Source organism: Paraburkholderia sp. RCC_158, from assembly GCF_041355255.1.
Lineage (GTDB): Bacteria > Pseudomonadota > Gammaproteobacteria > Burkholderiales > Burkholderiaceae > Paraburkholderia > Paraburkholderia graminis.
Window position 1 is genome coordinate 37,335 of record NZ_JBFUPM010000023.1, and the last position, 21,558, is coordinate 58,892.

Consider the following 21,558-nt stretch of genomic DNA (forward strand, 5'->3'; position numbering starts at 1 on the left):
GCGTGAGAATCCGCCGTCTTAAAGGGCTGTGGTGGGCGATACGGCAGGCGTAACGCGGCCATGCATCATGGACACGGCGCGACGCAGCTACGCGGGGGACAGCAAATGTACCGCAAAAAACATCGCGGTCGGCTTTTTGTGTTATGCGCTTTGCATAACCCCATTTTACCGATGAAACCGGGCCATATCCACCCAGGGCTCTTGCGAACGGCGTCAGTTCACCGGCATCTTGGCGAGTTTGGCCGCCGAGTTCCTCAGTCCTTTGAAGATCCGCTCGGCAACCCTGGCCGGAAACCGTTCCGGCAAATCCGCCGAGACCTGGTCGATCACGTTCGGCGTCTGTTCGATGAGGCGCTCGATCAGCGGTTCGGCGCTCGCGCCGTACGAGCATTTGAGCGCCATCGTGTTGAAGTGGCGCCGCTGCACGTCGCGAAACGCGTCGTGCTTGCTGCGCGACCACATGCCCATCGCAAGGCGCGCCTTGAACCACGACCACTGGTTCGGCCCGCTGCCTTCGACGGGCCAGATCGACATGACGTCGTAAAGCGGCGTCAGCCGGTATTGGCCGCCCGCGAGCAGGCGAATGCTGAAGTTCTTCGCGTGGCCGTCCGGCGCGGCGAGCATCCAGAAGAGAATCTGGCTGGCGAGCAGCGTTTCGATGTCCTGCGCGGCCGCGACCGATTGCTGCAAAACGCGCGCGAGGTCGAGCACGCCGGGACCGCCTTCATTCTCATACTTGCGATGCGACGGCACGCCGTACACCTGGCAAAAATCCTCTTGCGGCAGGCGCAACAGCCATTGCCCGCTCGAATGCAGTTGCCGGTCGAAGCGCTCGACGCTCAGCACGCGCTGTTTGCCGAACGCCACGACTTCCGTGTTCGCGACCGGCAAACCGTAGGCGCGCAGGATGCGCAGGCACAGCCATTCGTTTTCGACCGAGGTGCTGAGATCGGCCAGCTTGTTGCCGACGAGTCCGAGCGGCAGCTTGAAGATATGCGTGGTGGGCGTCGCGCCGTGCGGCCGCTTCCATTGTCCTTCGTGCCATAGCAGCGCGGTTTTTTCCTGCGCGCCGGCAAGGGAGATGCGGAAATCGTCGTCGCTTTGGTCCGCTGCGCCGAGCGTGGGCGCGCTCACCGTGCGCGTCAGCATGGTCTCGATTTCGGCCTCCGAGAGCGGCGTACCCTCGATCCGGTCGACGTGCTCCGGCACGTCGTCTTCGGGCAGCAACTGCACGGCGCCGACGCAATCGCGGCCGATGGCTTGCAGCAGATCGAAGGCGTCGAGCGTCTCGGTCTGATAGCGCTGCGCGATGCGCTTTCTGATGACCTCGCTGTCGGGCAGCAGGTTGTCGAAGTAATTGAGGACGCGCGGCCCTTTGTGCGCCAGGTTGCCGGGCGCGAAAGGCAGCGAGAGCGACAACGGCCTGCCGGCAGGCGAGGCGATCCACGCTGTGTCGTAGGAAAATTCCATCGGACCGCGCGCCGGAATCCGCCAGACGCCGACGCGCTCGCCGTTTGCCCAAACGGAAAGTGCGCGCGAATGTGTAGGGCGGGTCATGCTCACCACTCGATCAACGGCGCCGGCTCAAACTCCGGCTTGTTCTTGTCGCGCATTTGTAACTGCAGCCCGTAGGCGCCGCATAGCGCGAGCAGTTGAGCCACGGTCAGCGCGGCTGCGTCGGTTTCCCAGGTGGAAATGCGGCTTTGGCTCACGCCCACCCGCGCGGCGGCTTCCGCCTGAGTGAGACCTGCCTGCCGTCTGCTCGCGGCAAGCAACTGGGCAATCTGATTCGGGGTGGCGATGAGATGCAGCATGTCAAATATCCGTTTGGCGAATAAATGCATTTTATTCGTCTCGCGGATATTTGGCAAATATTCGCGAGATGAATACGCGTGCAAAATATCTGCCAGACGGATATTTGCCATTTATTCGTCTGGCAGATAATTTTCCCGCTCCGTCGTCCGTCCGCCAAACCCAATGCGGACGGGCTTTCCAGCGCTTTGCGCAGGTCGGCGTTGCAGGCAACCGCCTGTCCTGCGAAGATGATGTCCGCGCTTAAAACCTCCTTGCCCGATGACGACAACCTATCCGCTGCACGCCGGCTTCACCTCCGCCGACCAACCGTTTCCGCACCACGCCGACGTGGTGATCGCCGGCGCCGGCATCATGGGTTGCGCGGCGGCCTACTATCTGACGCGGCGCGGGCTGTCGGTGGTCGTGCTCGACAAGTCGCGCATTGCCGGCCAGCAGTCGTCGCGAGCGTGGGGTTTCGTGCGCCAGCAGGGCCGCGAATCGGCGGAAGTTCCGCTGATGATGGCGGGCATTCCGCTGTGGACCAGCCTCGAGCGCGAACTGGATTTCGATCTGGAGTGGCGTCAGGGCGGTTGCCTCTATGTCGCCACCGACGAGGACGACTGGACCTCGTTCCAGCAATGGATGGACGTGGCGCGGCAGCACGGGCTCGACACGCGCACGCTCGATCGCAAGCAGATCGACGCGGTGGTGACCGGCATGCAAGGCACGGCGCTGGGCGGCCTCTACACGCCGAGCGACGGTCAGGCCGAGCCGCGCCGCGCCGCCGCCGCTTTCGCGGCGCGGGCCGCGCAAGCCGGCGCGCTTTTTTTCGAAGGCTGCGGCGTACTGGGCGTGGAACTCGCGGCCGGTGCGATTGCAGGCGTGGTGACCGAGCGCGGGACGGTCCACACGCCGCGTTTCATTTGCGCCGCGGGCGCGAGCAGTTGGCGTCTGCTGAAGACGCTGGGCCTCGAACTGCCGCAGCAGGCGGTGCGCGGCACCTGCATGCGCACGAATCCGTTGCCGCATGTGAGCGCGTCGACTTTCTGGGGCCACGGGCTCGGCGTGCGGCAGCGCGCGAACGGGGCGATCAATCTCGCCGACGACATGCAGGTCGACGTCGACATGACGCTCGGGCATTTCCGTGCGCTCAAATGGTTTGTGCCGGAGCTGTGGAGTCAGCGCGAGAAGTTCAGCTTTCATCTGAACGGCGCGTGTCTGCGCGACTTGCGTGAGCGACTGCCGGGCGCCGTGCCGCCTGGCGAGCGCCTGCTGCATCCGCGCGATCCGCATCCGCAGCCGAACACGAGCCACGCGCCGCGCGCGCTGGCGAAGCTGCGCGCGCTCTTTCCCGCGTTGAAGGACGCGCAGGTCGTCGAATCGTGGGCCGGCCTGATCGATGTGCTGCCCGACGGCATTCCGGTCATCGACGCGCCGCCGCAAGTCAGCGGTCTGACCATTGCCACCGGCTTTTGCGGGCACGGTTTCGCGATGGGCCCGATCGTCGGCAAGCTGCTCGCGGAGATCAACGACGGCGGGCAGCCGTCGCTCGATCTGTCCGCGTTCCGTTTGCAGCGTTTCTTCGACGGCACGATGCAGCGGCCTCGCAGCATGCTATGAGCGCGCCTGCCGATTTTCTCCGCCCGCATTCTTCCGATCACGTCAGCATGAACGAACCGACTTTGCGTCACGCCGGAGTTCCGTACTACACCCAGTGGGGCAGCCCCGACTGGGTGCGCGCTATCGTCGAGCGGGCAGCCGATCCTTGCGACGATCCCGGCTGGCAGACGAGCGGCTTCACGGACCCGCAGCGCTACCGTTTCTGGGCGAAGCGCCTTTGCGGGCTGACGTGCCTCGAATCCGCGCTCGACTATTGGCGTATCGAACACGCGCCGCGCGCCGCGCTGCTCGACGAAGCGTTGCGGCACGGCGTATATCGCATGCGGGATGACGGCGGCGTCGACGGCCTGATCTATCGTCCGTTTGCGGTATGGGTGCAGGAGGCGTTCGGCGTACGCGTCGACGTGTTGCCGCAGGCGTCCATGGAGGAAATCGCCGCGCGTCTCGATGCGCGCACGCTCGCCATCGTGTCGGTGAGCCCGGAGATCCGCTACCCCGACGAGCCGAACCAGCGCCAGGGCGGACACCTCGTTTTGCTGCACGGACGCGATGCCGGCGGCGTGTGGTTTCACAATCCTTCGGGCATCGGGCCGCAGCAGGCTGATGTTTATCTGCCGTTCGCGACGATGACGCGGTTCTACGCGCGACGCGGGATGACGCTCAGTTGGCCGGGGCGCTGAGCGGCGGCAAGCCGCTGCCGATCAGGCCCGTTTTCTGCTCGACCGTCCGTATCGACATCTGCGATACAGGACCCGACATGAAGAAAACTCACGCCCTGCTCGCCGCGAGCCTTGTCGCACTCAGCACCGTCGGCGCGGCGCATGCCGCCACCCACGATGAACAGGCCAAGGCCTGCCGCGGCGACGCCATGCACTTTTGCGCGTCCGAAATTCCGAACAAGGCGAAGATCACGGCGTGCATGAAGCAGCACGTCGACGAACTGAGCCCGCCTTGCCGCGCGATGTTCAAAGGCGGCAAGAAGTCCGGCGACAGCGACGGGAAGTCGACCGCGGCGCAATAAATCCGCTTTGAGCGAAACAGCGTGCGCGACGCGCGGGGAAGCGCGTCGCGCATCGGCGCGGCATGCCGTGATGCGCTGCCGACGCCGTCCCGCGTCGTAGAATCGGTTATTCCGACTGCGACCACCTATCTCACCCATGACCCGTCCGACCACGCAGATCTTCGACGCCGAAGCGACCGCGCGGCTCACACCGTACGCCGCGCTCGTCGACGCGTTAAAGCGCGCCAGCATCGACTACGCGCAGCGGCGCATAGCGAGTCCCGAGCGCCTCGTCGTGCCGCTCAACGAAGGCGGCGTTCTGCTGTCGATGCCCGCGACCGCGCCGGACCTCGCGATCCACAAGCTGGTCAACGTGTGCCCGCGCAACGGGCCGCGCGGCTTGCCGACCATCCACGGCCAGGTGATGGCATTCGACGCCGACACCGGCGAGACGCTTTTCATCCTCGACGGCCCGACGGTGACCGGCCGCCGCACCGCGGCTATGTCGATGCTCGGCGTCGCCACCTTTGCCGCGGCCAGGCCGCGCGAGTTTCTGCTGATCGGCACGGGCACGCAGGCGCTCAATCATCTGCAAGCGATCGGCGAGCTCTATCCCGAGGCGCGCGTCTGGGTGAAGGGCAGTGCGCCGGCGCGCGCTGAGGCGTTTTGCGCCGCGCATCGCGGCAAGGTGTCGGAGTTGCAGCCGCTTGCGCAGCCCGACGCGCCGCTGCCGGAATCGATCGACACGGTGATTGCGCTGACCACGAGCCGTCAGCCGGTTTACGACGAGGCGGCGCGCGCGGGGCGGCTCGTGATCGGCGTCGGCGCGTTCACGCCCGAGATGGTGGAAATCGGCGCGCGCACCATTGCGGGCAGCGCGCTTTTCGTCGACGACGAGGCGGGCGCGAAACACGAGGCCGGCGATTTCATCCAGGCCGGCGTGGATTGGGCCAGCGTTCGCGGCATTGCTTCGGTGCTGGACACGTCTGCTCCGGCGCCTGCCCAAACACCGGTCGTTTTCAAAAGCGTCGGCTGTGCGGCGTGGGATCTGGCGGCCTGCCGCGTCGCGCGCGAGGCTTGGTCGCGCGGATAAGCAGGTGACAGCACGCGACAGCGAGCGACATCGGCCGGCGCGCGAAAAACGCCTTAAAAACAGCGCCTTGCCGCCCGCGTTGGCATATTGCGCCAACGTGCGGCGCATGTTGCCGTGCAAACAATCGCAAAACGTTGCACCATAGGCGTTTGCCGGAAAAACCTGCCGATGGGTGCCGTCAGGCCCAGCATCGGCTTCTTCCGCCTTTGCCCAGGGCCAGCGGTTGTCGCTGGTTCTTCGGCATCCGACGACGCCTTCCTTCTCACCACGCTGCGACCGCGCTATGACGACTCAACACGCTTCTGCGACTCCCGAGCTTCCGCTCGACATGATCATCTTCGGCGGCACCGGCGACCTGTCGTTTCGCAAGCTGCTGCCCGCGCTGTACATGGCGCATCTGCATTGCAATTTGCCGCCCGAGACGCGCATTCTCACGATCGGGCGCAAGCCTTGGTCGCGCGAGGAATACATCGCCGAGTTCATGGAGCAGAAGGCCAAGCCCTTCATCGAAAAGAAAGCGTTCGATGCCGCCGCGTGGGACAAATTCCTCGCGCTGTTCGAATACGTGCGCATGGACGTCGATTCGGCCGACGACTATCTGCGCCTGAGGGAAGCATCGCGCGACGGTGTGCGCCGCGTCTTTTATCTGGCGACGTCGCCGGATCTCTTCATGAACATTTGCGAGAACCTCTCGGCTGCGGAACTCGTGGACGACCAGTCGCGTGTCGTGCTCGAAAAGCCGCTCGGTCACGATCTCGCGTCCGCGCAGGAGATCAACACCGCGGTCGGCAAGCATTTCAACGAAGCGCAGATCTACCGGATCGACCATTACCTCGGCAAGGAAACGGTGCAGAACCTGATGGTGCTGCGCTTCGGCAATCCGATTTTCGGGCCGCTGTGGCAGGCGCCGTACATCAAGCGCGTGCAGATCACGGTCGCGGAAACGGTCGGCGTGGGCAGCCGCGCCGGCTTCTACGACAAGACCGGCGCGCTGCGCGACATGGTGCAGAACCACCTGCTGCAACTGCTGTGCATCGTTGCAATGGAGCCGCCCGTGTCGCTCGATCCCGATGCGGTCCGCGACGAAAAGCTCAAGGTGTTGCGCTCGCTGCGGCCCATGACGCCCGAGGACATCGCCCGTGATACCGTGCGCGGCCAGTACACGGCCGGCGCGGTCGACGGCGAGGCGGTGAAGGGCTACCTCCAGGAAGAGAATGTGCCGGCCGGCAGCCGCGCCGAGACCTTCGTCGCGTTGCGCGCGCATATCAACAACTGGCGCTGGGCCAACGTGCCGTTTTTCCTGCGCACCGGCAAACGCATGCAGAAGAAGGTGTCGGAGATCGTCATCGAATTCTCCGACTTGCCGTTCTCCATCATTCCGAGCGGCGGGCGCAACTACGGCAACCGTCTCGTGATCCAGTTGCAGCCGGAAGAGTCGATCCAGCTTCAGGTGCTCGCGAAGGAACCGGGCAGCGGCATGCATATGCTGCCGGTGAATCTGAACCTCGATTTGCAGCAGGCGTTCAGCGAGCGCCGCGCGGAAGCCTACGAGCGTTTGCTGATCGACGTAATTCGCGGACGCCTCACGCACTTCATGCGCCGCGACGAACTCGAAGCCGCGTGGGCCTGGGCCGAGCCGATTCTCGAAGGATGGGCGAAGTCCGGCGAGCGGCCGCGCAACTATACGGCGGGCACGTTCGGGCCGGCTGCGTCGACGGCGCTCATGGCGCGTGAGAATGCCGTTTGGGCGGAGGAGTCGCAGTAAGTTAAGCACATGCGAGCGGCCGGCAATTGTCATTGTCGGCTTCTTTAGCGCAATGAAAAATGGCCTGTGCGATGCAGGCCATTTTTTTGTCCAGCGACGCGACGCGACGCGACGCGTCGCGTTATCGCGTTGCCGCGCTACGGCAGCGAAATCGTCAGCGTGGCCGATTGCGGCCCGAGCTTGACCACCTGCGAATACGGCGCCAACGTGCGCAACGTCTGATCCCGCAGATAAGTATTCAAGCCGAGATACGCAAGCAACCCGACCAGCGCGAAAACCGCGCCGATCGACCACAACGGCACTTCACGCTTCAGACGATGCGCGACCTGATCGGGCAGCGGCCAATGCGGCGCGAACGGTGCGCGCTTGCCCTTCATATGCGCGATTTCATCGCCGATGCGTGCCGTCAGATACGCGAGCTTCTCCGGTCCTTCGAGCAGATACTTGCCCTGGAAACCGAGCAGCAGGCACATATGGAACACTTCCAGCGATTGCAGCCGCGCCGCGCCTTGCGCCCGGCATTCCTCGAGATACTGGAAGAACTTCTCGCCCGCGAGCTGCTCGCCGAACAGCACCAGTTGCAGCGGCCGCCGTTCCCATTCGGTGCGGATGCTGAAGCTGGACGACAGCACCGACTCGTCGATAGCCGCACAGAACGCAAACTTCGATGCGTACACATCTTCCGCCGATGCGTTCAGCTTCTTCGCGCCACGCTCAAAGTCGCCGAGAAACTGCTGGATACGCTGACTGAACTCATGCGCGTCGCCCGGCTCGCGGCCGTTCTTCAAAAGAAACAGCATGAAGAAGCCGTCGTACAGCAGGTCGAGCAGCGAGCGGACCTGATAGCTCGGCTCGGCCGCCGGAGCGGGCGTCGCGGCAGGCGTGCTGCCGCCAAAGAGTGAAGGCGCGTAGCTCATGATGTGACCGCGATCAGTTCAAGTTGAAGATCGTTGATGCCCGACGGCGCATAGATCATTGCCGATTGCGCCTGCAGCATGCGCTCATAGAGGCCGCCGCGCGGCTCGAACGAGAAGTAGCACGCGCCGGGTCGCACGGGAATGGCGGGCGGCACTTGCGGCGTGTAGACGAGCCGCACGCCCGGCATGGCCGAGAGCACGAGCTTGTCCACGTCGTCGGGCGCGCCGACCTTGAAGCGTGCGGGCACCGCTTCGACGAGCTCGGCCGTCGGCATGTCGGCGGACACGGCAATGTAGAACATCGTCTTGTCGTCGATCTTGCCGGAATCGAGCCGGCCCGCATGAAACGACGGACGCACTTCTTCGAGCGCGATCGCGAAGTAGCGCGTGGAGATCACCGTTTCGAGCAGATCGCGCAGGATCGTGTCGAGCCGCGCGAAGCCGGGGCCCGGATCGTCGTGACGATAGGCCGGCAGATCGGATAGCGCATAGCCCTTCGAGAACGTCATCAACTGGCCGGCGAGGCGCAGCAGTTCCTGAAAGAGCCGCTCGGGATGCAGCGCCGAATGCTGATACAGATGCGCAAGCGACGCAAACGCCGCGCTCGCCGTGTGCAGCAGCCAGAACGACGCGATGTCGCCCGAACGGAACTCGATGATGTTCTTGGTCGGCTCGCGGTGAAAACCATAGAGCGCGTTGACCTTCGCCTGCAACGCGTCGATCAATTGGCGCAGCCGCTGATGCAGAACCGGCGACGCGTCGATGGCGAGACACGGCGGCACGAAGCTGTCGTCGATCTCGAAGCCCGACGTCGCCGTGCGGCGCACGCGCACGAGCGGCACCGACAGCAATTGATCGCGCGGCTCGCTATGAGCGATCAACTTGACGCTCGTCTTGAGGAACGTGATGTCGGCTTCGGCGGCGTCGGTGAAATGATCGGCGACGGGCGTCTGCTCGCTCACGTACCGCGCGACGAAGCCCGCGCTGCTGTCCTGCGAATAGTTGGCGCCTGTCTCGCGCAGCGGATGCAGCGCGAGATAGAACGTGAATTCGTTGATGCCGTCGGGCAACGTGTCGAGCGCGATGGGCGGCGGCAGGTCGTCCGCTTGCGGCGCGGAGTAGAGCGCGCCGTCGGGAAACACCAGCGACAGTTCGCTCACGCGCAGCACGTTGCTGCCGAGCGCGTCGCGGTCGAAGCGCGCGGAGCGCACGCCCCAGTTGTACGGCTGGATGGCCTGGATCGACTCGAAGAGGCGCGCCTCGTGATAGGCGTCCTGACGCTGAAAATGCTGCGGCCTCAGAAACAGGCCTTCTCCCCAGAGCACTTTTGCGGAATAACTCATGTCAAACCTGTTATATGGGTTCAGCGTGCGGCGCGCCCGGAATAACCCGATTCGGGCGTCGCATTGTTAATTCTCTAGAAAATGTTAAATCGCAATGGTCCGGCATCTTTAACCGCAGCTAACCGAAGAAAGCATATTCAGCGGCTGTGCGGGCAATCCCTGTTCCGGCGGGATCACTGTGCCGTTGGTCACGGTCATTGCACAGTTATGCAGGCCGACCATTATGCCGGATTTCTCCGACTTCGCCGGGTCGAAGGCGAATTTCCAACGCTGCATGGCCGGATCGCGGAATAGCGCGACGATACCCAATGCCTGCGCTTCACGCGACACCTTTTCGGTAACAACGTAACGTTGGCCGGGGATTAGCGTCACTTCGCGCACGCTGAGCAGATCGCCGCCGAGAGTGGTCTTTTCCTTGCCGACATCGGTAAATGCGTCGAATGGCGCCTGCTGGAATGAAGTCGGATCTTTCAAAGCGTAAAGACGCACGACCAGCGCCAAAGGGCGTTTGTCATTCGCGGCATTCAGATTGGGCGCCGCATATAACGTGAGCGCGACATTGCGCGGCGGTTTCTGCGCGTCCGGCAGTTCCGGCTTACCGAGGCCGCTTGCCTGCAAAGCCGCGTTGGCAGCGGCTCCGAGCACCGTCACGCCCGCGGCGCAACCGCCCAGAAGGGCGCATAAGGCGGCGTGAGTAATCAATAGCGATGCATGGCGAACAAGACGCGAATTCATATACATCGACCGGCTGCCGCCGTCCCCCGTCTAAACATCAATAACGAAATCATTCCGGCGAGATTTCAGCAACTAATGCCGCTTTCTGCCGTTTACTGCCGCTCTACTGCCGCTCGATGCAACGCGCATGTAATGCCCATGCTGAGCGCATCTTTCGTCCGCTAGTGGAAATTTTTGCCGGAGCGCGAGCTGCTACTATTGCGTCAGGAAACAATTTCTGCTCGCCTGGTTTTAAAGATCCATGCGTATTTTTTTCGTGCAATGCTTCTTCACATGAAAGTTGAATTATCGAAAGTTGGCCTGTACTATACCCGCGCACTTGAAGCAAAGCAAAACTCCGGTTTCTCCCTTGAATTAAAAAATCGCACGTCGGTGAAAAACGATGAATGACCGTCTGTTAGTAAAACTATCTGGGGTAGTGTTGGCTTGCGGCGTGATGGCCGGTTGCGCGACACAGGGCAACAACGCGGCAACCACACCGGAGGCTTTTAATAAGCAACTCGCGGACGCGGATACCGTGGCGAAAGGCGGCGATCAGGATCGCGCTATCGCGCTTTATCAGCAGCTTTCAAAATCCGATCCGACGCGCGAAGAACCGTGGTCGCGCATTGCGCAGATCCAGTTCGCGCAAGGTCATTACGGGCAGGCTATTGTCGCCGCGCAAGAAGCGTTGCAGCGCGACCAGACCGATCGTCAGGCAAAGAGCGTGCTGGCCGTCGCGGGCCTGCGCGTCGCCACGCAATCACTGGGTGAGTTGCGTCAGGACGCGTCGCTCGCAGGCGATGCGAAGTCGGACGCGCAGGCGCTCGCGAAGCAGTTGCGCGACACGCTCGGCGAGGCAACGCTGTTCCCGCCCGACCCGAACGACAAGCAGGCTCAGAAGAAAAAGCGCGTGATTCGCCGCGTCACGAAGAGCAAGGCCGTGGAAGCGCCGGAAGCAACCACCAGCGCCGCGGCCCCTGCCGCCACGCCGGCTGCTCCTGCCGCTCCCACTCCCGCACCTGCGGCGCCCGCAGCGCCCGCCAAGGCCGCGCAAAGCGGCGGCGCGTCAGATCCGTTCAGCGCGCTGCGCTGATCTTCACGCCTCACCATCAGCATTCGGGAGCCGACGATGGCGAAGAAAGAAAGCATACAGAAACGCTTGCAGAAAGTGCGGCCGCCCCGCGTGCAGCTCACCTATGAGGTGGAGCGCGGCGATGCGATCGAAGTCAAGGAGCTGCCGTTCGTCGTCGGCGTGGTGGCCGATCTGGCGGGGCAGTCCGAAGTCGAGCAGCCCAAGCTGCGCGATCGCAAGTTCGTCAGTATCGACCGCGATAATTTCGACGACGTGATGAAGGCGATCGAGCCGCGCGCGGCGTTTCAGGTCGAGAACCGCCTGAGCGAAGCCGGCGGCAAATTCGCAGTCGATCTGCGCTTCAAGTCGATGGCCGATTTCAGTCCGGACGAAGTGGTTGCGCAAATCGACCCGCTGCGGCGTCTGCTCGAAGCGCGTTCGAAGCTCGCCGATCTGCGCAACAAGCTGGCCGGCAACGACAAGCTCGAAGATCTGCTGTCCGAAGTATTGAACAACACGCAGCAGTTGCAGACGCTGGCGAAAGACCAGAGCAATGCGGCGAACCGGGACGGCGGCGCGCCGGATCAAGACAAGCAAGGCGAATAAGCACGGGGTGTGAGATGAACCAGCAAACGGCGGCAGCCCAACTCGCTACCGCGCAAAGCGGTACGGAATCCACGCTGCTCGACGAGATCGTCGAGAAAAGCCGCGTGGCGAAGTCCGATTCCGAGCATGCGCGCGCGAAAGACCTGATCGGCGAACTCGTGCGCGAGGTGCTCGACGGCACGGTGGTGGTCTCCGACAATCTGTCGGCCACGATCGACGCGCGCGTTGCCGAACTCGACCGGCTCATTTCCGCGCAATTGAGCGCGGTGATGCACGCGCCGGAATTCCAGCGCATGGAAAGCACGTGGCGCGGGCTCGACTATCTGTGCAAGGAGAGCAACACCGGTTCGACGGTCAAGATCAAGGCGCTGCATGCGCCCAAGCGCGACCTCGTGCGCGACTTCAAGACCGCGATCGAATTCGACCAGAGCGCGCTCTTCAAGAAGATTTACGAAGAAGAGTTCGGCACGTTCGGCGGCTCGCCGTTCGGCGCGATCATCGGCGACTTTGAAGTCACGCGTCAGCCGGAAGACGTGTACTTCATCGAGCAGATGTCGCATGTTGCGGCAGCCGCGCATGCGCCGTTTATCGCATCGGCGTCGCCTGAATTGCTCGGCCTTGAAACGTTTGCCGATCTCGGCAAGCCGCGCGATCTCGGCAAGGTATTCGACACCGTCGAATACGCAAAATGGAAGTCGTTCCGCGACTCGGAAGACTCGCGCTACGTCGGCCTCACGCTGCCGCGTTTTCTCGGCCGCTTGCCGTTCAATCCGAAAGACGGCGCCACCGCGGAAGGCTTCAATTTCGTCGAGGACGTGGACGGCACGGATCACAGCAAGTACCTGTGGTGTAACGCGGCATGGGCATTTGCAGCACGTCTCACGGCCGCATTCGACGACTTCGGCTGGTGCGCCGCCATTCGCGGCGTGGAAGGCGGCGGTCTTGTCGAAGATCTGCCGACGCACACGTTCAAGACCGACGACGGCGAAATCGCGCTGAAGTGCCCGACCGAAATCGCCATTACGGACCGCCGCGAAAAAGAACTGAGCGACCTCGGTTTTATTCCGCTCGTGCATTGCAAGAACTCCGACTATGCCGCGTTCTTCGCCGCGCAATCGGTGCAGAAACCCAAGAAATACAGCACCGACAGCGCGAACGCCAATGCGGTTCTCTCTGCGCAATTGCAGTACATCTTCTCGGTATCGCGCGTCGCGCATTACCTGAAGGCGATGATGCGCGACAAGATCGGCAGTTTTGCATCCGCGCAGAACGTGGAAGTTTTCCTGAACCGCTGGATCTCGCAGTACGTGCTGCTGGATGACAACGCAACTCAGGAGCAGAAAGCGCAGTTCCCGCTGCGTGAAGCATCGATCCAGGTCTCGGAGATTCCTGGCAAGCCGGGTGTTTATCGGTCCGTGGCGTTCCTGCGCCCACATTTCCAGCTCGACGAACTGTCCATTTCCTTGCGGCTCGTCGCCGATCTGCCGAAACCGGCCAATTCATAAACGAAGTCAGAATACCCGGGCGGGCCGCCCGGGGTAGCTGTTAAAACCACCTCTTTGGGGAGTCGATGAGTTATGAAGGACATCTATTTAAAATTCGGCAATCCGGCGATCAAAGGCGAGTCTGCCGATAAAGATCACGCTGGCTGGATCGAGATCGATTCGTGGAGCCACTCCATCACGCAACCGCGTTCGGCGACGGCTTCGACGGCGGGCGGTCATACGTCCGAGCGTTGCGAACACGCCGACATGCAGTTCACGAAAGACATCGACGTGGTGAGCCCGCTGATTTATCAGCATGCATCGGGCGGCACGACGTTCGACGAAGTCACCATCGACTTCATGCGTTCGGATGGCGAAGGCAATCGCATCAAGTACCTGGAAGTGAAGCTGAAGTACGTGATCATTTCGAGCGTGACGCCGAGCGTCGTCGGCGAAGGATTGCCGAGCGAGCAGTTCTCGCTGAAGTACGCCGCGGTGCAGTGGAAGTACACGCAGCAGAAGATCGGCGGCAATCAGGGCGGCAATGCGCAAGGCGCGTGGAGCCTGACGAAGAACGACAAGACGTACGCGGTGTAATGCACGGGCGCACGCCGCAGCGCGCATTGCCTGAAAAGGTTGGCGCGCGCGGCGTGCGCCTGTCATGAACCGCTTCTTCGGACGCCGATGAAACGCTTCGAGCCCAGCTTTCTCGACAAGCTGTTCGACGACGAACCGCATCTGCCGGCTTCACCGGCGATGCGGCAATTGTCGTTGGAGGAACTCAAGGCCACCGTCGCGCGCGACGTCGAGGCGATTCTCAACACGCGAATTGCGCTGACCGAGCATGAACTCGCGGCCTTGCCCGAATGTCAGCGCTCGGTGCTGACCTATGGTCTGAACGACTTCGCGGGTTTGAGTCTCGCGAGTCACTATGACCGCACGTTCATTTGCAAATCGATTCAGCAGGCCATTGCACGGCATGAGCCGCGCTTGCAGCAGGTATCGGTCACACTCGAACTGAACGAACAATCGACCAACGCGCTTTATTTCGCGATTCAGGCGTTGCTGGTCGTTCATCCGGCAGAAGAACCGGTCAGTTTCGATGCGATGTTGCAGCCGTCCACATTGCAATACTCGGTGACGCGCGCACGCGCGAAACTGTAGACGCTGTTTTGTTTAATACGCTTGGCTTCAATACCGCCTGAGCGCCGCGGCGACGCGCAACGGCGGCATTAGTTCAGGCGTAGAGGGTTCGGGTTCGGGGATAGATCGATGGAAGAATTGCTGCCGTATTACGAGCGCGAACTGTCATTTCTGCGGCGCTATTCGCGCGATTTCGCGGAGCGCTATCCGAAGATCGCGGCGCGTCTGGCAATGTCCGGCGAGCATTGCGAAGATCCGCACGTCGAGCGGATGATCGAATCGTTCGCATTGCTCGGCGCGCGCATCAACAAGAAGCTCGACGACGATTACCCCGAATTCACCGAAGCGCTGCTGGAAGTGTTGTATCCGCACTATCTGCGGCCATTTCCTTCATGCTCGATCGCGCAACTGGGCACGTCCGCAGCGCTGAGTCATCTGACCGAGCCCGTTACGATAGAGCGCGGCACGGAACTCAAATCGCGGCCCATTCGCGGCGTGCAATGCCGTTTCCGTACCGCGTACGACGTCACGCTCGCGCCGGTTCGCATTTCCGAGGCAAAGTACACGTCAGTGGCGATGGCGCCGAGCGCGACGGTATTGCCCGGCAATGCAACCGCCATTGTGTCGATCACTTTCGAATCGACCGCTGCGCAACTCGATCTGTCCGCATTGAAAGTCAGTACCTTGCGCGCGCATCTGCACGGCGAGCAGTCGTTCATTGCAGCGCTTGCCGATTGCCTGTTCGTCAATGCAATGGCCACGTATGTCGAAGCGGACCGGCGCGGCGTATGGACGCCATTGCGCACGTCGCCGCTCGCGCAAGCAGGCTTTGACGAAGACGACGCGCTAATCGACTATCCCGCCAAATCGCACCCGGCTTACCGGCTTCTCACCGAGTACTTTGCGTTCCCGGAAAAATTCAGTTTCGCCGACTTCGATCTCGCGGCAATGACGCGTGCGGCGGGCCGCTGCCAGCGTCTGACACTACACGTCGTGCTCAAGGAAGTACGCAGCGATTCGCATGTCGCGCGGCTTCTCGATGCGTTGTCCGCACATCACCTGCGGCTCTTTTGCACGCCGGTGGTCAATCTGTTCGAACAGCACGGCGAACCCATTCGCGTGAATCATCAGGCGATCTCCTATCCGGTGATCGCCGAAGCGCGCCGCGCATTCGCTTACGAAGTCTATTCGATCGATTCGGTGAAGCTCGTCAGGCAACAGGCGCATCAGGAATCGGTGACTGAATTCCGGCCGTTCTATTCGCTGCATCACGGTGAGGCGGCCCGCGCCGGACACTACTGGTTCGCACGGCGCAACGACTGGGTCGCGCAAAAAAGCCCCGGCTATGAGACGGAAATCTCCATTGTCGATATCGACTTTGAACCGGCCGCGCCGCAAACCGACACGCTGAGTCTCGACCTGACGTGTACGAATCGCGATTTGCCCGCCGGTCTCGCGGTGGGTCTGGAAGGCGGCGATCTGTTTCTCGAAGGCGGCTCGCTGACCGGCAACATTACGATGCTGCGCCGGCCGACGCCGACTGTGCGTTTCGAACGTGGGCGCGCGGCGCACTGGCGGCTCATTTCGCATCTCGCGCTGAATCACGTGTCGCTCGCGAATAGCGGTCTTTCCGCGTTGAAGGAAATGCTGGTGCTCTACGATTTGCGGCGCACGGCGGTATCGGCGCGGCATATCGACGGGCTCGTCGGAATCGAGCAGCGCGCAGCCGTGCAATGGCTGCCGGGCAAACCGTTCGCCACTTTCGTGCGCGGCATAGAAATTCGCCTGACGATCGACGAAGAACATTTCGTCGGCACGAGTCTCGCGTCGTTCGTGCGGGTGATCGACACATTCTTCGGGCTGTACGTGCATCTGAACAGCTTTGTGCAACTGGTCGTCGTGTCGAAGCGCACGGGCGAGGAGATCTTGCGATGCAAACCGCGCAGCGGCGAATCGATCCTGGCGTAGTCGAGCAGTTTCTCGACGAGCCGCACCGCTTTGAATTTTTTCAGGCGGTGCGTCTGCTCGAGAAGTGGTTCGCACAGCAATCGCCATCTACAGTCGGGCGTTCGGGCGACATCGTCGCGCAGCGCATTTCCTTTCGCAATTCGCTGTCCCTGTCGTTTCCGCCGAGCGAAATTCACGGCGCGCAATCCTACGACGACGAAGGCTTGCCGCTAAAAGAAAAAGCGCAGCGCACCACGGCGCTCGAGGCGGGCTCACTCGATAAAGTCGATATTACCCCCGCGTTTTTCGGTTTGCTCGGCGGGCAAGGTGCGTTGCCGCTGCATTACACCGAGCAGATCATCGCGCGAGAGCAGATCAAGCGAGACCGCGCCGCGCGCGAGTTCTTCGATGTATTTTCGAATCGCGCCACCGCGCTCTTTTATGCGGCGTGGAAGAAGTACCGTTTGCCGTTTCATTACGAACTGGATCGCGACGAGCGCTATTTGCCATTGCTGCTCGCGCTTGCGGGCGTGGCCGACAACGACACGCGCAGCAGCCTGCAAAGCGGCGACGGCGCGCTATTCGACGAAGCGATTGCCGGTTACGCATTGCCCGCGCGGCACAGACCCGTGTCGGCAGCTTATTTACAACGCACGCTGTCGGACTACTTCAAGGTTCCTGTGCGCGTCGAACAGTTTGTCGGCAAGTGGTACGACGTACCGCGCGATCAATTGACGGTACTCGGCAGCGTCAACGCGACGCTCGGCGCCACTGCGCTGGCGGGCGAGCGCGTCTGGCAGCGCGACATGCGGGCGCGGCTCGTGATCGGCCCGCTTGGTAAAGCCGATTACGAAGCATTCCTGCCGGGGGCGGATCGCGCCGTTGCACTCGAACGCATGCTGACGCTGCTCGCCGGTATTACGCTGGAGTACGAAGTGTCGCTGGTACTGCGCCGCGAGGCGGTTGGGCCGGCGCTCCTGAGCAACGGCGCGCGCCTCGGCTGGGACGCATTCCTCTGCACGCGCGATGCCGACCGCGATCGCGCGGATGCCCGCTACGAACTGCATGTGATTCACTGACCATAACGATAGAACCTGACCGGATCGCACGACATGAGCACGTCCCTCAACACCCTGATCGCGAAACTCAATCCGACCTGCCGGCAAGCAGCGTTGCTGGCGGCGAACAACTGTCTCGCGCGCGGTCATTACGAGGTCGACGTCGAGCATCTGCTGCTTGCGCTGCTCGACGAGCCGGCAAGCGATGTTGCGCTCGTTCTGCGTGCGAGCAGAATCGATCCGCATGCGTTGCGCGCGGACATCGAGCGCGAATTGCAGCGCCTGAAAAGCGGCAATACGCGCACGCCGGTGTTCTCCAAGCATCTGATCGATCTGCTCGAGCAGGCGTGGTTGATCGCATCGCTCGATTCGCAGATTGGGCGCATCCGTTCCGGGCATTTGCTGCTTGCGTTGCTGAGTGCGCCTGATCTCGCGCAATTCGCAGAACGCATGTCGCCGCTGCTGCGCGATGTACCTGTGACCGAGCTCAAGCATAACTTCGACGAGTTGACCGCGGGCTCGCGCGAAGTCGAGCGCGCCAATGACGCGCAAAACACGGAACACAATACGAGCGATATAGCGGGTTCAGAATCAACGTCGGGCGCTCCGTCAAAAACGCCCGCACTCGATACATACACCAGCAATCTCACGCAGCGCGCGCGTGAAGGCAAGATTGATCCGGTGATCGGACGCGAAGGCGAGATTCGCCAGACTATCGACATTCTGATGCGGCGCCGCCAGAACAATCCGATCATGACGGGCGAGGCGGGCGTCGGCAAGACGGCCGTGGTCGAAGGACTCGCGCTGCGCATTGCCGCCGACGACGTACCCGCGCCGCTCAAAGGCGTCGCACTGCATGTGCTCGACATGGGCCTCTTGCAAGCGGGCGCAAGTGTGAAGGGCGAGTTCGAGAACCGCCTGAAGAACGTGATCGACGAAGTGAAGAAGAGCCCGCATCCGATCATTCTCTTCATCGACGAAGCGCACACGATCATCGGCGCGGGCGGCCAGGCCGGGCAGAACGATGCGGCCAACCTTCTGAAGCCCGCGTTGGCGCGGGGCGAATTGCGCACCATCGCGGCGACGACATGGAGCGAGTACAAGAAGTACTTCGAGAAAGACGCGGCGCTCGCGCGCCGCTTTCAGGTCGTGAAGATCGAAGAGCCGAGCGAGGCGCTTGCCGCGGCGATGTTGCGCGGCATGGCGTCGTTAATGGAAAAGCACTTCAACGTGCGCGTGCTCGATGACGCGATCGCGGAAGCGGTGCGCCTGTCGCATCGCTATATTAGCGGGCGGCAATTGCCCGACAAGGCGATCAGCGTGCTCGACACCGCTTGCGCGAAAGTCGCGCTCGCGCATAGCTCGACACCGGCCGCAATCGACGATACGAAAAAGCGCCTGGAACGCATCGACGCGGAAATCGCCGCACTCGAACGCGAGGTCGCGAGCGGCGCGCAGCACGACGAACGGCTCGCGCAATTGCGCGAGCTGCGCGAAGAAGATCTGAAGCATCTCGCCGCCGACGAAGCGCGCTACGACAAGGAGCGTGCGCTGGTGACCGAGATCGTCGGCTTGCGTTCGGACATCGACGCGGCTCGCGTGAGCAGTGCGGACGCGGAGCAGGCGCAGAAAGCGGCGCAAGCGCGCGAAACGCTCGCGCTGCGCGTGGCCGAATTGCATGCATTGCAAGGTACTCAGCCGATGGTGCCGTTGCAGGTGGACGGGCACGTCGTCGCTGAAATCGTTGCGTCGTGGACGGGCATTCCGCTGGGCCGCATGGTGAAGGATGAGATCCAGACGGTGCTGAATCTGCAGCCGCTCCTTGCCGCGCGCGTGATCGGTCAGGATCATGCGCTTGAAGCCATCGCGCAGCGAGTGCGCACGGCCAGCGCGAATCTCGAAGATCCGAATAAGCCGCGCGGTGTGTTCATGTTCGTCGGGCCTTCGGGTGTCGGCAAGACCGAAACGGCGCTCGCACTCGCCGATGTGCTGTACGGCGGCGAGCGCAAGATGGTGACGATCAACATGAGCGAGTATCAGGAAGCGCATAGCGTTTCGGGCCTGAAAGGCTCGCCGCCCGGTTACGTCGGTTATGGCGAGGGCGGCGTACTCACGGAAGCGGTGCGCCGCAATCCGTATTCGGTGGTGCTGCTCGATGAAGTCGAAAAGGCGCATCCCGATGTACTCGAAATGTTCTTCCAGGTATTCGACAAGGGCACGATGGACGACGCCGAAGGCCGCGAGATCGACTTCCGCAATACGCTCATCATTCTCACGTCGAATGTCGGTTCGCAAGCGGTCATGCAGGCTTGCCTGAATAAAAGTGCCGACGAGTTGCCCGACGCTGACGCACTCGCCGAAACCTTGCGTCCGCAACTGTATAAAGCGTTTAAGCCGGCGTTTCTCGGCCGCATGAAAGTAGTGCCGTACTATCCGATTTCCGACGACGTGCTCGCTGAAATCATCGAGTTGAAGCTGGAAAGAATTCGCCGCCGCATCGAATCTAATCACAAGGCGGTGTTCGAGTGGGACGAGTCGCTGGTCGATGCGGTGCTCGCGCGCTGTACCGAAGTGGATTCGGGTGCGCGCAATGTCGACCATATTCTGAACGGCACGCTGCTGCCCGAAGTCGCACAACAAGTACTCGAGCGCATTGCCAACGGTGCGGCGATCGAGCGCATTTCGGTGCGAGCGACCGAGGCGGGCGAGTTCGACTACGCCGTCGTATAAGCGGTTTGACGAATGAAACTTGAAAGCTCCATGCCATGCCGATCGATCTGAATACGCTGCTTGCTCCAATCAGTGAAGGTGCGCCCTGTGGCGAAGATCTTCTGTTCTCCGCCGACTTCGATGCAATCCAGCACGCGCGGCGTTTCGAAGACCCGTCGCTCGACCAGGGCGAATGGGTCACCGAAATCAAGGAAGCCGACTGGCCGCTGGTGATCGAGCGCTCCAGTGCGTTACTGCAGACGCAAACGAAAGACTTGCGCCTTGCCGTGTGGCTCACCGAAGCGCTCGCGATTGAAGAAGGCGTGGGCGGTCTCACGCAGGGCTACACGCTGCTCACGGCGCTGTGCGAGAAGTACTGGGACACCGTCCATCCGCTGCCGGAAGGCGACGACACCGAATATCGCCTTGGCAATGTCGTGTGGCTCGTCGGGCGAACCGGCGATCTGCTGCGTGCAATGCCGCTCACGTCGTCGCAAGGGAATGCGTACAGCACGATCGATTGGGACGTCGCCACGCATGTCGCGCAAGCGGTAAAGCGCGATCCCGATCATGCCGACGACATCGCGCGCGGCAAGCCGTCCATCGAGCAGATCGACGCGTCGAAACGTGCGACGCCGCCCGCGTTCTATTCGACGTTGCTGGCCGATCTCAAGGCGTTCGAAACGGCGATGCTCGCGCTCGAACAGGAACTGGATCGTCGCGCTGCGGACTTTGCGCCAAGTTTCCGTCAGGCGAAAGACGCCTATGAAAGCGTCTATCGTCTCGCCGAACGCTTTGCGCGCGAACTCGGTGTGACCGCACAAGCGCAGCAGACGCCCGGTAGTGGATCGAGTGCTTCGGCAAGTCATGAACACGCGCACGAACACGAACGCGCCGAGCCCACTTTCAAGACCTCACCGCAACGCGAGGAACCTGTGTTGACGACCACGCCGACCCACGCAGTCGCAGGCATCCAGAGCCGTGCGCAAGCCGTCGCGCAGTTGCGCGCGGTGGCCCGTTTCTTTCGCAGTACGGAGCCGCACAATCCGGCTGCGTACTTTGCCGAGAAGGCTGCCGAAGCGGCGGACATGCCGTTGCATCAATGGCTGTCGACGGTGGTGAAAGACGACGGCTCGCTCGCGCACATTCGTGAGTTGCTGGGTGTGAAGCCTGAAGAAAACAGCTAGACGTCCGCGTCGAAATTAAAAAGCCTGGCCTGGGTCGAGAGAACCCAGGCCAGGCTTTTTTCATGCTTCATGCGTGCCTTGCAGCAAGCACGCAGTAATCTGC

19 protein-coding genes are annotated in these 21,558 nt (G+C 62.3%); 14 read left to right on the top strand and 5 right to left on the bottom strand.

Annotated elements, in window-relative coordinates; translation table 11 throughout:
* Window positions 1-213: 213 nt before the first annotated feature.
* Window positions 214-1,557, bottom strand: a complete 1,344-nt coding sequence (locus AB6809_RS30215; RefSeq protein ID WP_029968690.1) for a type II toxin-antitoxin system HipA family toxin — start codon at window positions 1,555-1,557, stop codon at window positions 214-216.
* Window positions 1,558-1,559: 2 nt separating this feature from the next.
* Window positions 1,560-1,814, bottom strand: a complete 255-nt coding sequence (locus tag AB6809_RS30220) for a helix-turn-helix domain-containing protein (protein WP_029968691.1) — start codon at window positions 1,812-1,814, stop codon at window positions 1,560-1,562.
* 259 nt (window positions 1,815-2,073) lie between these two features.
* Here AB6809_RS30220 and AB6809_RS30225 point away from each other — a divergent pair, with 259 nt between their 5' ends.
* From AB6809_RS30225 to zwf, 5 genes are all read left to right on the top strand, one after another.
* Entirely contained in the window at window positions 2,074-3,414 is a 1,341-nt protein-coding gene (locus tag AB6809_RS30225) for an FAD-binding oxidoreductase (RefSeq protein WP_029968692.1), read from the top strand.
* A 47-nt stretch (window positions 3,415-3,461) separates the two neighbouring features.
* Complete coding sequence (locus AB6809_RS30230; protein WP_029968693.1) at window positions 3,462-4,094, top strand: C39 family peptidase; 633 nt, start codon at window positions 3,462-3,464, stop codon at window positions 4,092-4,094.
* Window positions 4,095-4,171: 77 nt separating this feature from the next.
* The gene (locus AB6809_RS30235) at window positions 4,172-4,435 is read left to right on the top strand and encodes a hypothetical protein (protein WP_029968694.1); all 264 of its coding nucleotides are present in this window, start codon (window positions 4,172-4,174) and stop codon (window positions 4,433-4,435) included.
* 136 nt (window positions 4,436-4,571) lie between these two features.
* Window positions 4,572-5,507 (top strand): bifunctional Delta(1)-pyrroline-2-carboxylate/Delta(1)-piperideine-2-carboxylate reductase, encoded by a 936-nt coding sequence (lhpI, locus tag AB6809_RS30240; RefSeq protein WP_029968696.1) that lies wholly within the window; start codon window positions 4,572-4,574, stop codon window positions 5,505-5,507.
* Between the two features lie 283 nt (window positions 5,508-5,790).
* A complete protein-coding gene (zwf, locus tag AB6809_RS30245) occupies window positions 5,791-7,272 on the top strand; it encodes a glucose-6-phosphate dehydrogenase (protein WP_029968698.1) in 1,482 nt (493 codons plus the stop codon).
* A gap of 137 nt (window positions 7,273-7,409) precedes the next feature.
* Here zwf and icmH read toward each other — a convergent pair whose 3' ends face one another.
* The 3 genes from icmH to tssJ form a co-directional block, all read right to left on the bottom strand.
* Window positions 7,410-8,189 carry a type IVB secretion system protein IcmH/DotU gene (icmH, locus tag AB6809_RS30250; RefSeq protein ID WP_029968700.1) on the bottom strand — a complete coding sequence of 260 codons (780 nt, stop codon included), beginning with the start codon at window positions 8,187-8,189 and terminating at the stop codon, window positions 7,410-7,412.
* On the bottom strand, window positions 8,186-9,532 hold the full coding sequence (gene tssK / locus AB6809_RS30255) for a type VI secretion system baseplate subunit TssK (protein ID WP_029968702.1): 1,347 nt from the start codon (window positions 9,530-9,532) through the stop codon (window positions 8,186-8,188). Before tssK ends, icmH begins: the two co-directional genes overlap by 4 nt.
* A 108-nt stretch (window positions 9,533-9,640) precedes the next feature.
* The gene (gene tssJ / locus AB6809_RS30260) at window positions 9,641-10,267 is read right to left on the bottom strand and encodes a type VI secretion system lipoprotein TssJ (RefSeq protein WP_029968704.1); all 627 of its coding nucleotides are present in this window, start codon (window positions 10,265-10,267) and stop codon (window positions 9,641-9,643) included.
* A 382-nt stretch (window positions 10,268-10,649) separates the two neighbouring features.
* On the opposite strand from tssJ, the gene AB6809_RS30265 reads away from it, so the two are divergent.
* The 9 genes from AB6809_RS30265 to tssA all read left to right on the top strand — a co-directional run bounded on the left by AB6809_RS30265 (window position 10,650) and on the right by tssA (window position 21,455).
* Window positions 10,650-11,342 (top strand): M48 family metallopeptidase, encoded by a 693-nt coding sequence (locus AB6809_RS30265; RefSeq protein WP_006052926.1) that lies wholly within the window; start codon window positions 10,650-10,652, stop codon window positions 11,340-11,342.
* 36 nt (window positions 11,343-11,378) lie between these two features.
* Complete coding sequence (tssB, locus tag AB6809_RS30270; protein WP_006052925.1) at window positions 11,379-11,927, top strand: type VI secretion system contractile sheath small subunit; 549 nt, start codon at window positions 11,379-11,381, stop codon at window positions 11,925-11,927.
* 14 nt (window positions 11,928-11,941) lie between these two features.
* Window positions 11,942-13,432, top strand: coding sequence for a type VI secretion system contractile sheath large subunit (gene tssC / locus AB6809_RS30275; RefSeq protein WP_006052924.1), 1,491 nt, complete (start codon window positions 11,942-11,944; stop codon window positions 13,430-13,432).
* Window positions 13,433-13,504: 72 nt separating this feature from the next.
* Entirely contained in the window at window positions 13,505-14,008 is a 504-nt protein-coding gene (locus tag AB6809_RS30280; RefSeq protein ID WP_006052923.1) for a type VI secretion system tube protein Hcp, read from the top strand.
* A gap of 87 nt (window positions 14,009-14,095) precedes the next feature.
* On the top strand, window positions 14,096-14,575 hold the full coding sequence (gene tssE, locus AB6809_RS30285; RefSeq protein ID WP_006052922.1) for a type VI secretion system baseplate subunit TssE: 480 nt from the start codon (window positions 14,096-14,098) through the stop codon (window positions 14,573-14,575).
* A gap of 108 nt (window positions 14,576-14,683) precedes the next feature.
* Entirely contained in the window at window positions 14,684-16,522 is a 1,839-nt protein-coding gene (gene tssF, locus AB6809_RS30290; protein WP_006052921.1) for a type VI secretion system baseplate subunit TssF, read from the top strand.
* Complete coding sequence (gene tssG, locus AB6809_RS30295) at window positions 16,486-17,580, top strand: type VI secretion system baseplate subunit TssG (protein ID WP_006052920.1); 1,095 nt, start codon at window positions 16,486-16,488, stop codon at window positions 17,578-17,580. Before tssF ends, tssG begins: the two co-directional genes overlap by 37 nt.
* Window positions 17,581-17,613: 33 nt before the next feature.
* On the top strand, window positions 17,614-20,289 hold the full coding sequence (tssH, locus tag AB6809_RS30300) for a type VI secretion system ATPase TssH (RefSeq protein WP_029968707.1): 2,676 nt from the start codon (window positions 17,614-17,616) through the stop codon (window positions 20,287-20,289).
* Window positions 20,290-20,324: 35 nt separating this feature from the next.
* The gene (gene tssA / locus AB6809_RS30305) at window positions 20,325-21,455 is read left to right on the top strand and encodes a type VI secretion system protein TssA (RefSeq protein ID WP_029968709.1); all 1,131 of its coding nucleotides are present in this window, start codon (window positions 20,325-20,327) and stop codon (window positions 21,453-21,455) included.
* Window positions 21,456-21,558: the final 103 nt, after the last annotated feature.

Excerpts from the sequence above, each read along its gene's own strand:
- AB6809_RS30215 (WP_029968690.1), bottom strand. The coding sequence starts at position 1,557 with ATGACCCGCCCTACACATTCGCGCGCACTTTCCGTTTGGGCAAACGGC.
- AB6809_RS30220 (WP_029968691.1), bottom strand. The coding sequence starts at position 1,814 with ATGCTGCATCTCATCGCCACCCCGAATCAGATTGCCCAGTTGCTTGCC.
- AB6809_RS30225 (WP_029968692.1), top strand. The coding sequence starts at position 2,074 with ATGACGACAACCTATCCGCTGCACGCCGGCTTCACCTCCGCCGACCAA.
- AB6809_RS30230 (WP_029968693.1), top strand. The coding sequence starts at position 3,462 with ATGAACGAACCGACTTTGCGTCACGCCGGAGTTCCGTACTACACCCAG.
- AB6809_RS30235 (WP_029968694.1), top strand. The coding sequence starts at position 4,172 with ATGAAGAAAACTCACGCCCTGCTCGCCGCGAGCCTTGTCGCACTCAGC.
- lhpI (WP_029968696.1), top strand. The coding sequence starts at position 4,572 with ATGACCCGTCCGACCACGCAGATCTTCGACGCCGAAGCGACCGCGCGG.
- zwf (WP_029968698.1), top strand. The coding sequence starts at position 5,791 with ATGACGACTCAACACGCTTCTGCGACTCCCGAGCTTCCGCTCGACATG.
- icmH (WP_029968700.1), bottom strand. The coding sequence starts at position 8,189 with ATGAGCTACGCGCCTTCACTCTTTGGCGGCAGCACGCCTGCCGCGACG.
- tssK (WP_029968702.1), bottom strand. The coding sequence starts at position 9,532 with ATGAGTTATTCCGCAAAAGTGCTCTGGGGAGAAGGCCTGTTTCTGAGG.
- tssJ (WP_029968704.1), bottom strand. The coding sequence starts at position 10,267 with ATGAATTCGCGTCTTGTTCGCCATGCATCGCTATTGATTACTCACGCC.
- AB6809_RS30265 (WP_006052926.1), top strand. The coding sequence starts at position 10,650 with ATGAATGACCGTCTGTTAGTAAAACTATCTGGGGTAGTGTTGGCTTGC.
- tssB (WP_006052925.1), top strand. The coding sequence starts at position 11,379 with ATGGCGAAGAAAGAAAGCATACAGAAACGCTTGCAGAAAGTGCGGCCG.
- tssC (WP_006052924.1), top strand. The coding sequence starts at position 11,942 with ATGAACCAGCAAACGGCGGCAGCCCAACTCGCTACCGCGCAAAGCGGT.
- AB6809_RS30280 (WP_006052923.1), top strand. The coding sequence starts at position 13,505 with ATGAAGGACATCTATTTAAAATTCGGCAATCCGGCGATCAAAGGCGAG.
- tssE (WP_006052922.1), top strand. The coding sequence starts at position 14,096 with ATGAAACGCTTCGAGCCCAGCTTTCTCGACAAGCTGTTCGACGACGAA.
- tssF (WP_006052921.1), top strand. The coding sequence starts at position 14,684 with ATGGAAGAATTGCTGCCGTATTACGAGCGCGAACTGTCATTTCTGCGG.
- tssG (WP_006052920.1), top strand. The coding sequence starts at position 16,486 with ATGCAAACCGCGCAGCGGCGAATCGATCCTGGCGTAGTCGAGCAGTTT.
- tssH (WP_029968707.1), top strand. The coding sequence starts at position 17,614 with ATGAGCACGTCCCTCAACACCCTGATCGCGAAACTCAATCCGACCTGC.
- tssA (WP_029968709.1), top strand. The coding sequence starts at position 20,325 with ATGCCGATCGATCTGAATACGCTGCTTGCTCCAATCAGTGAAGGTGCG.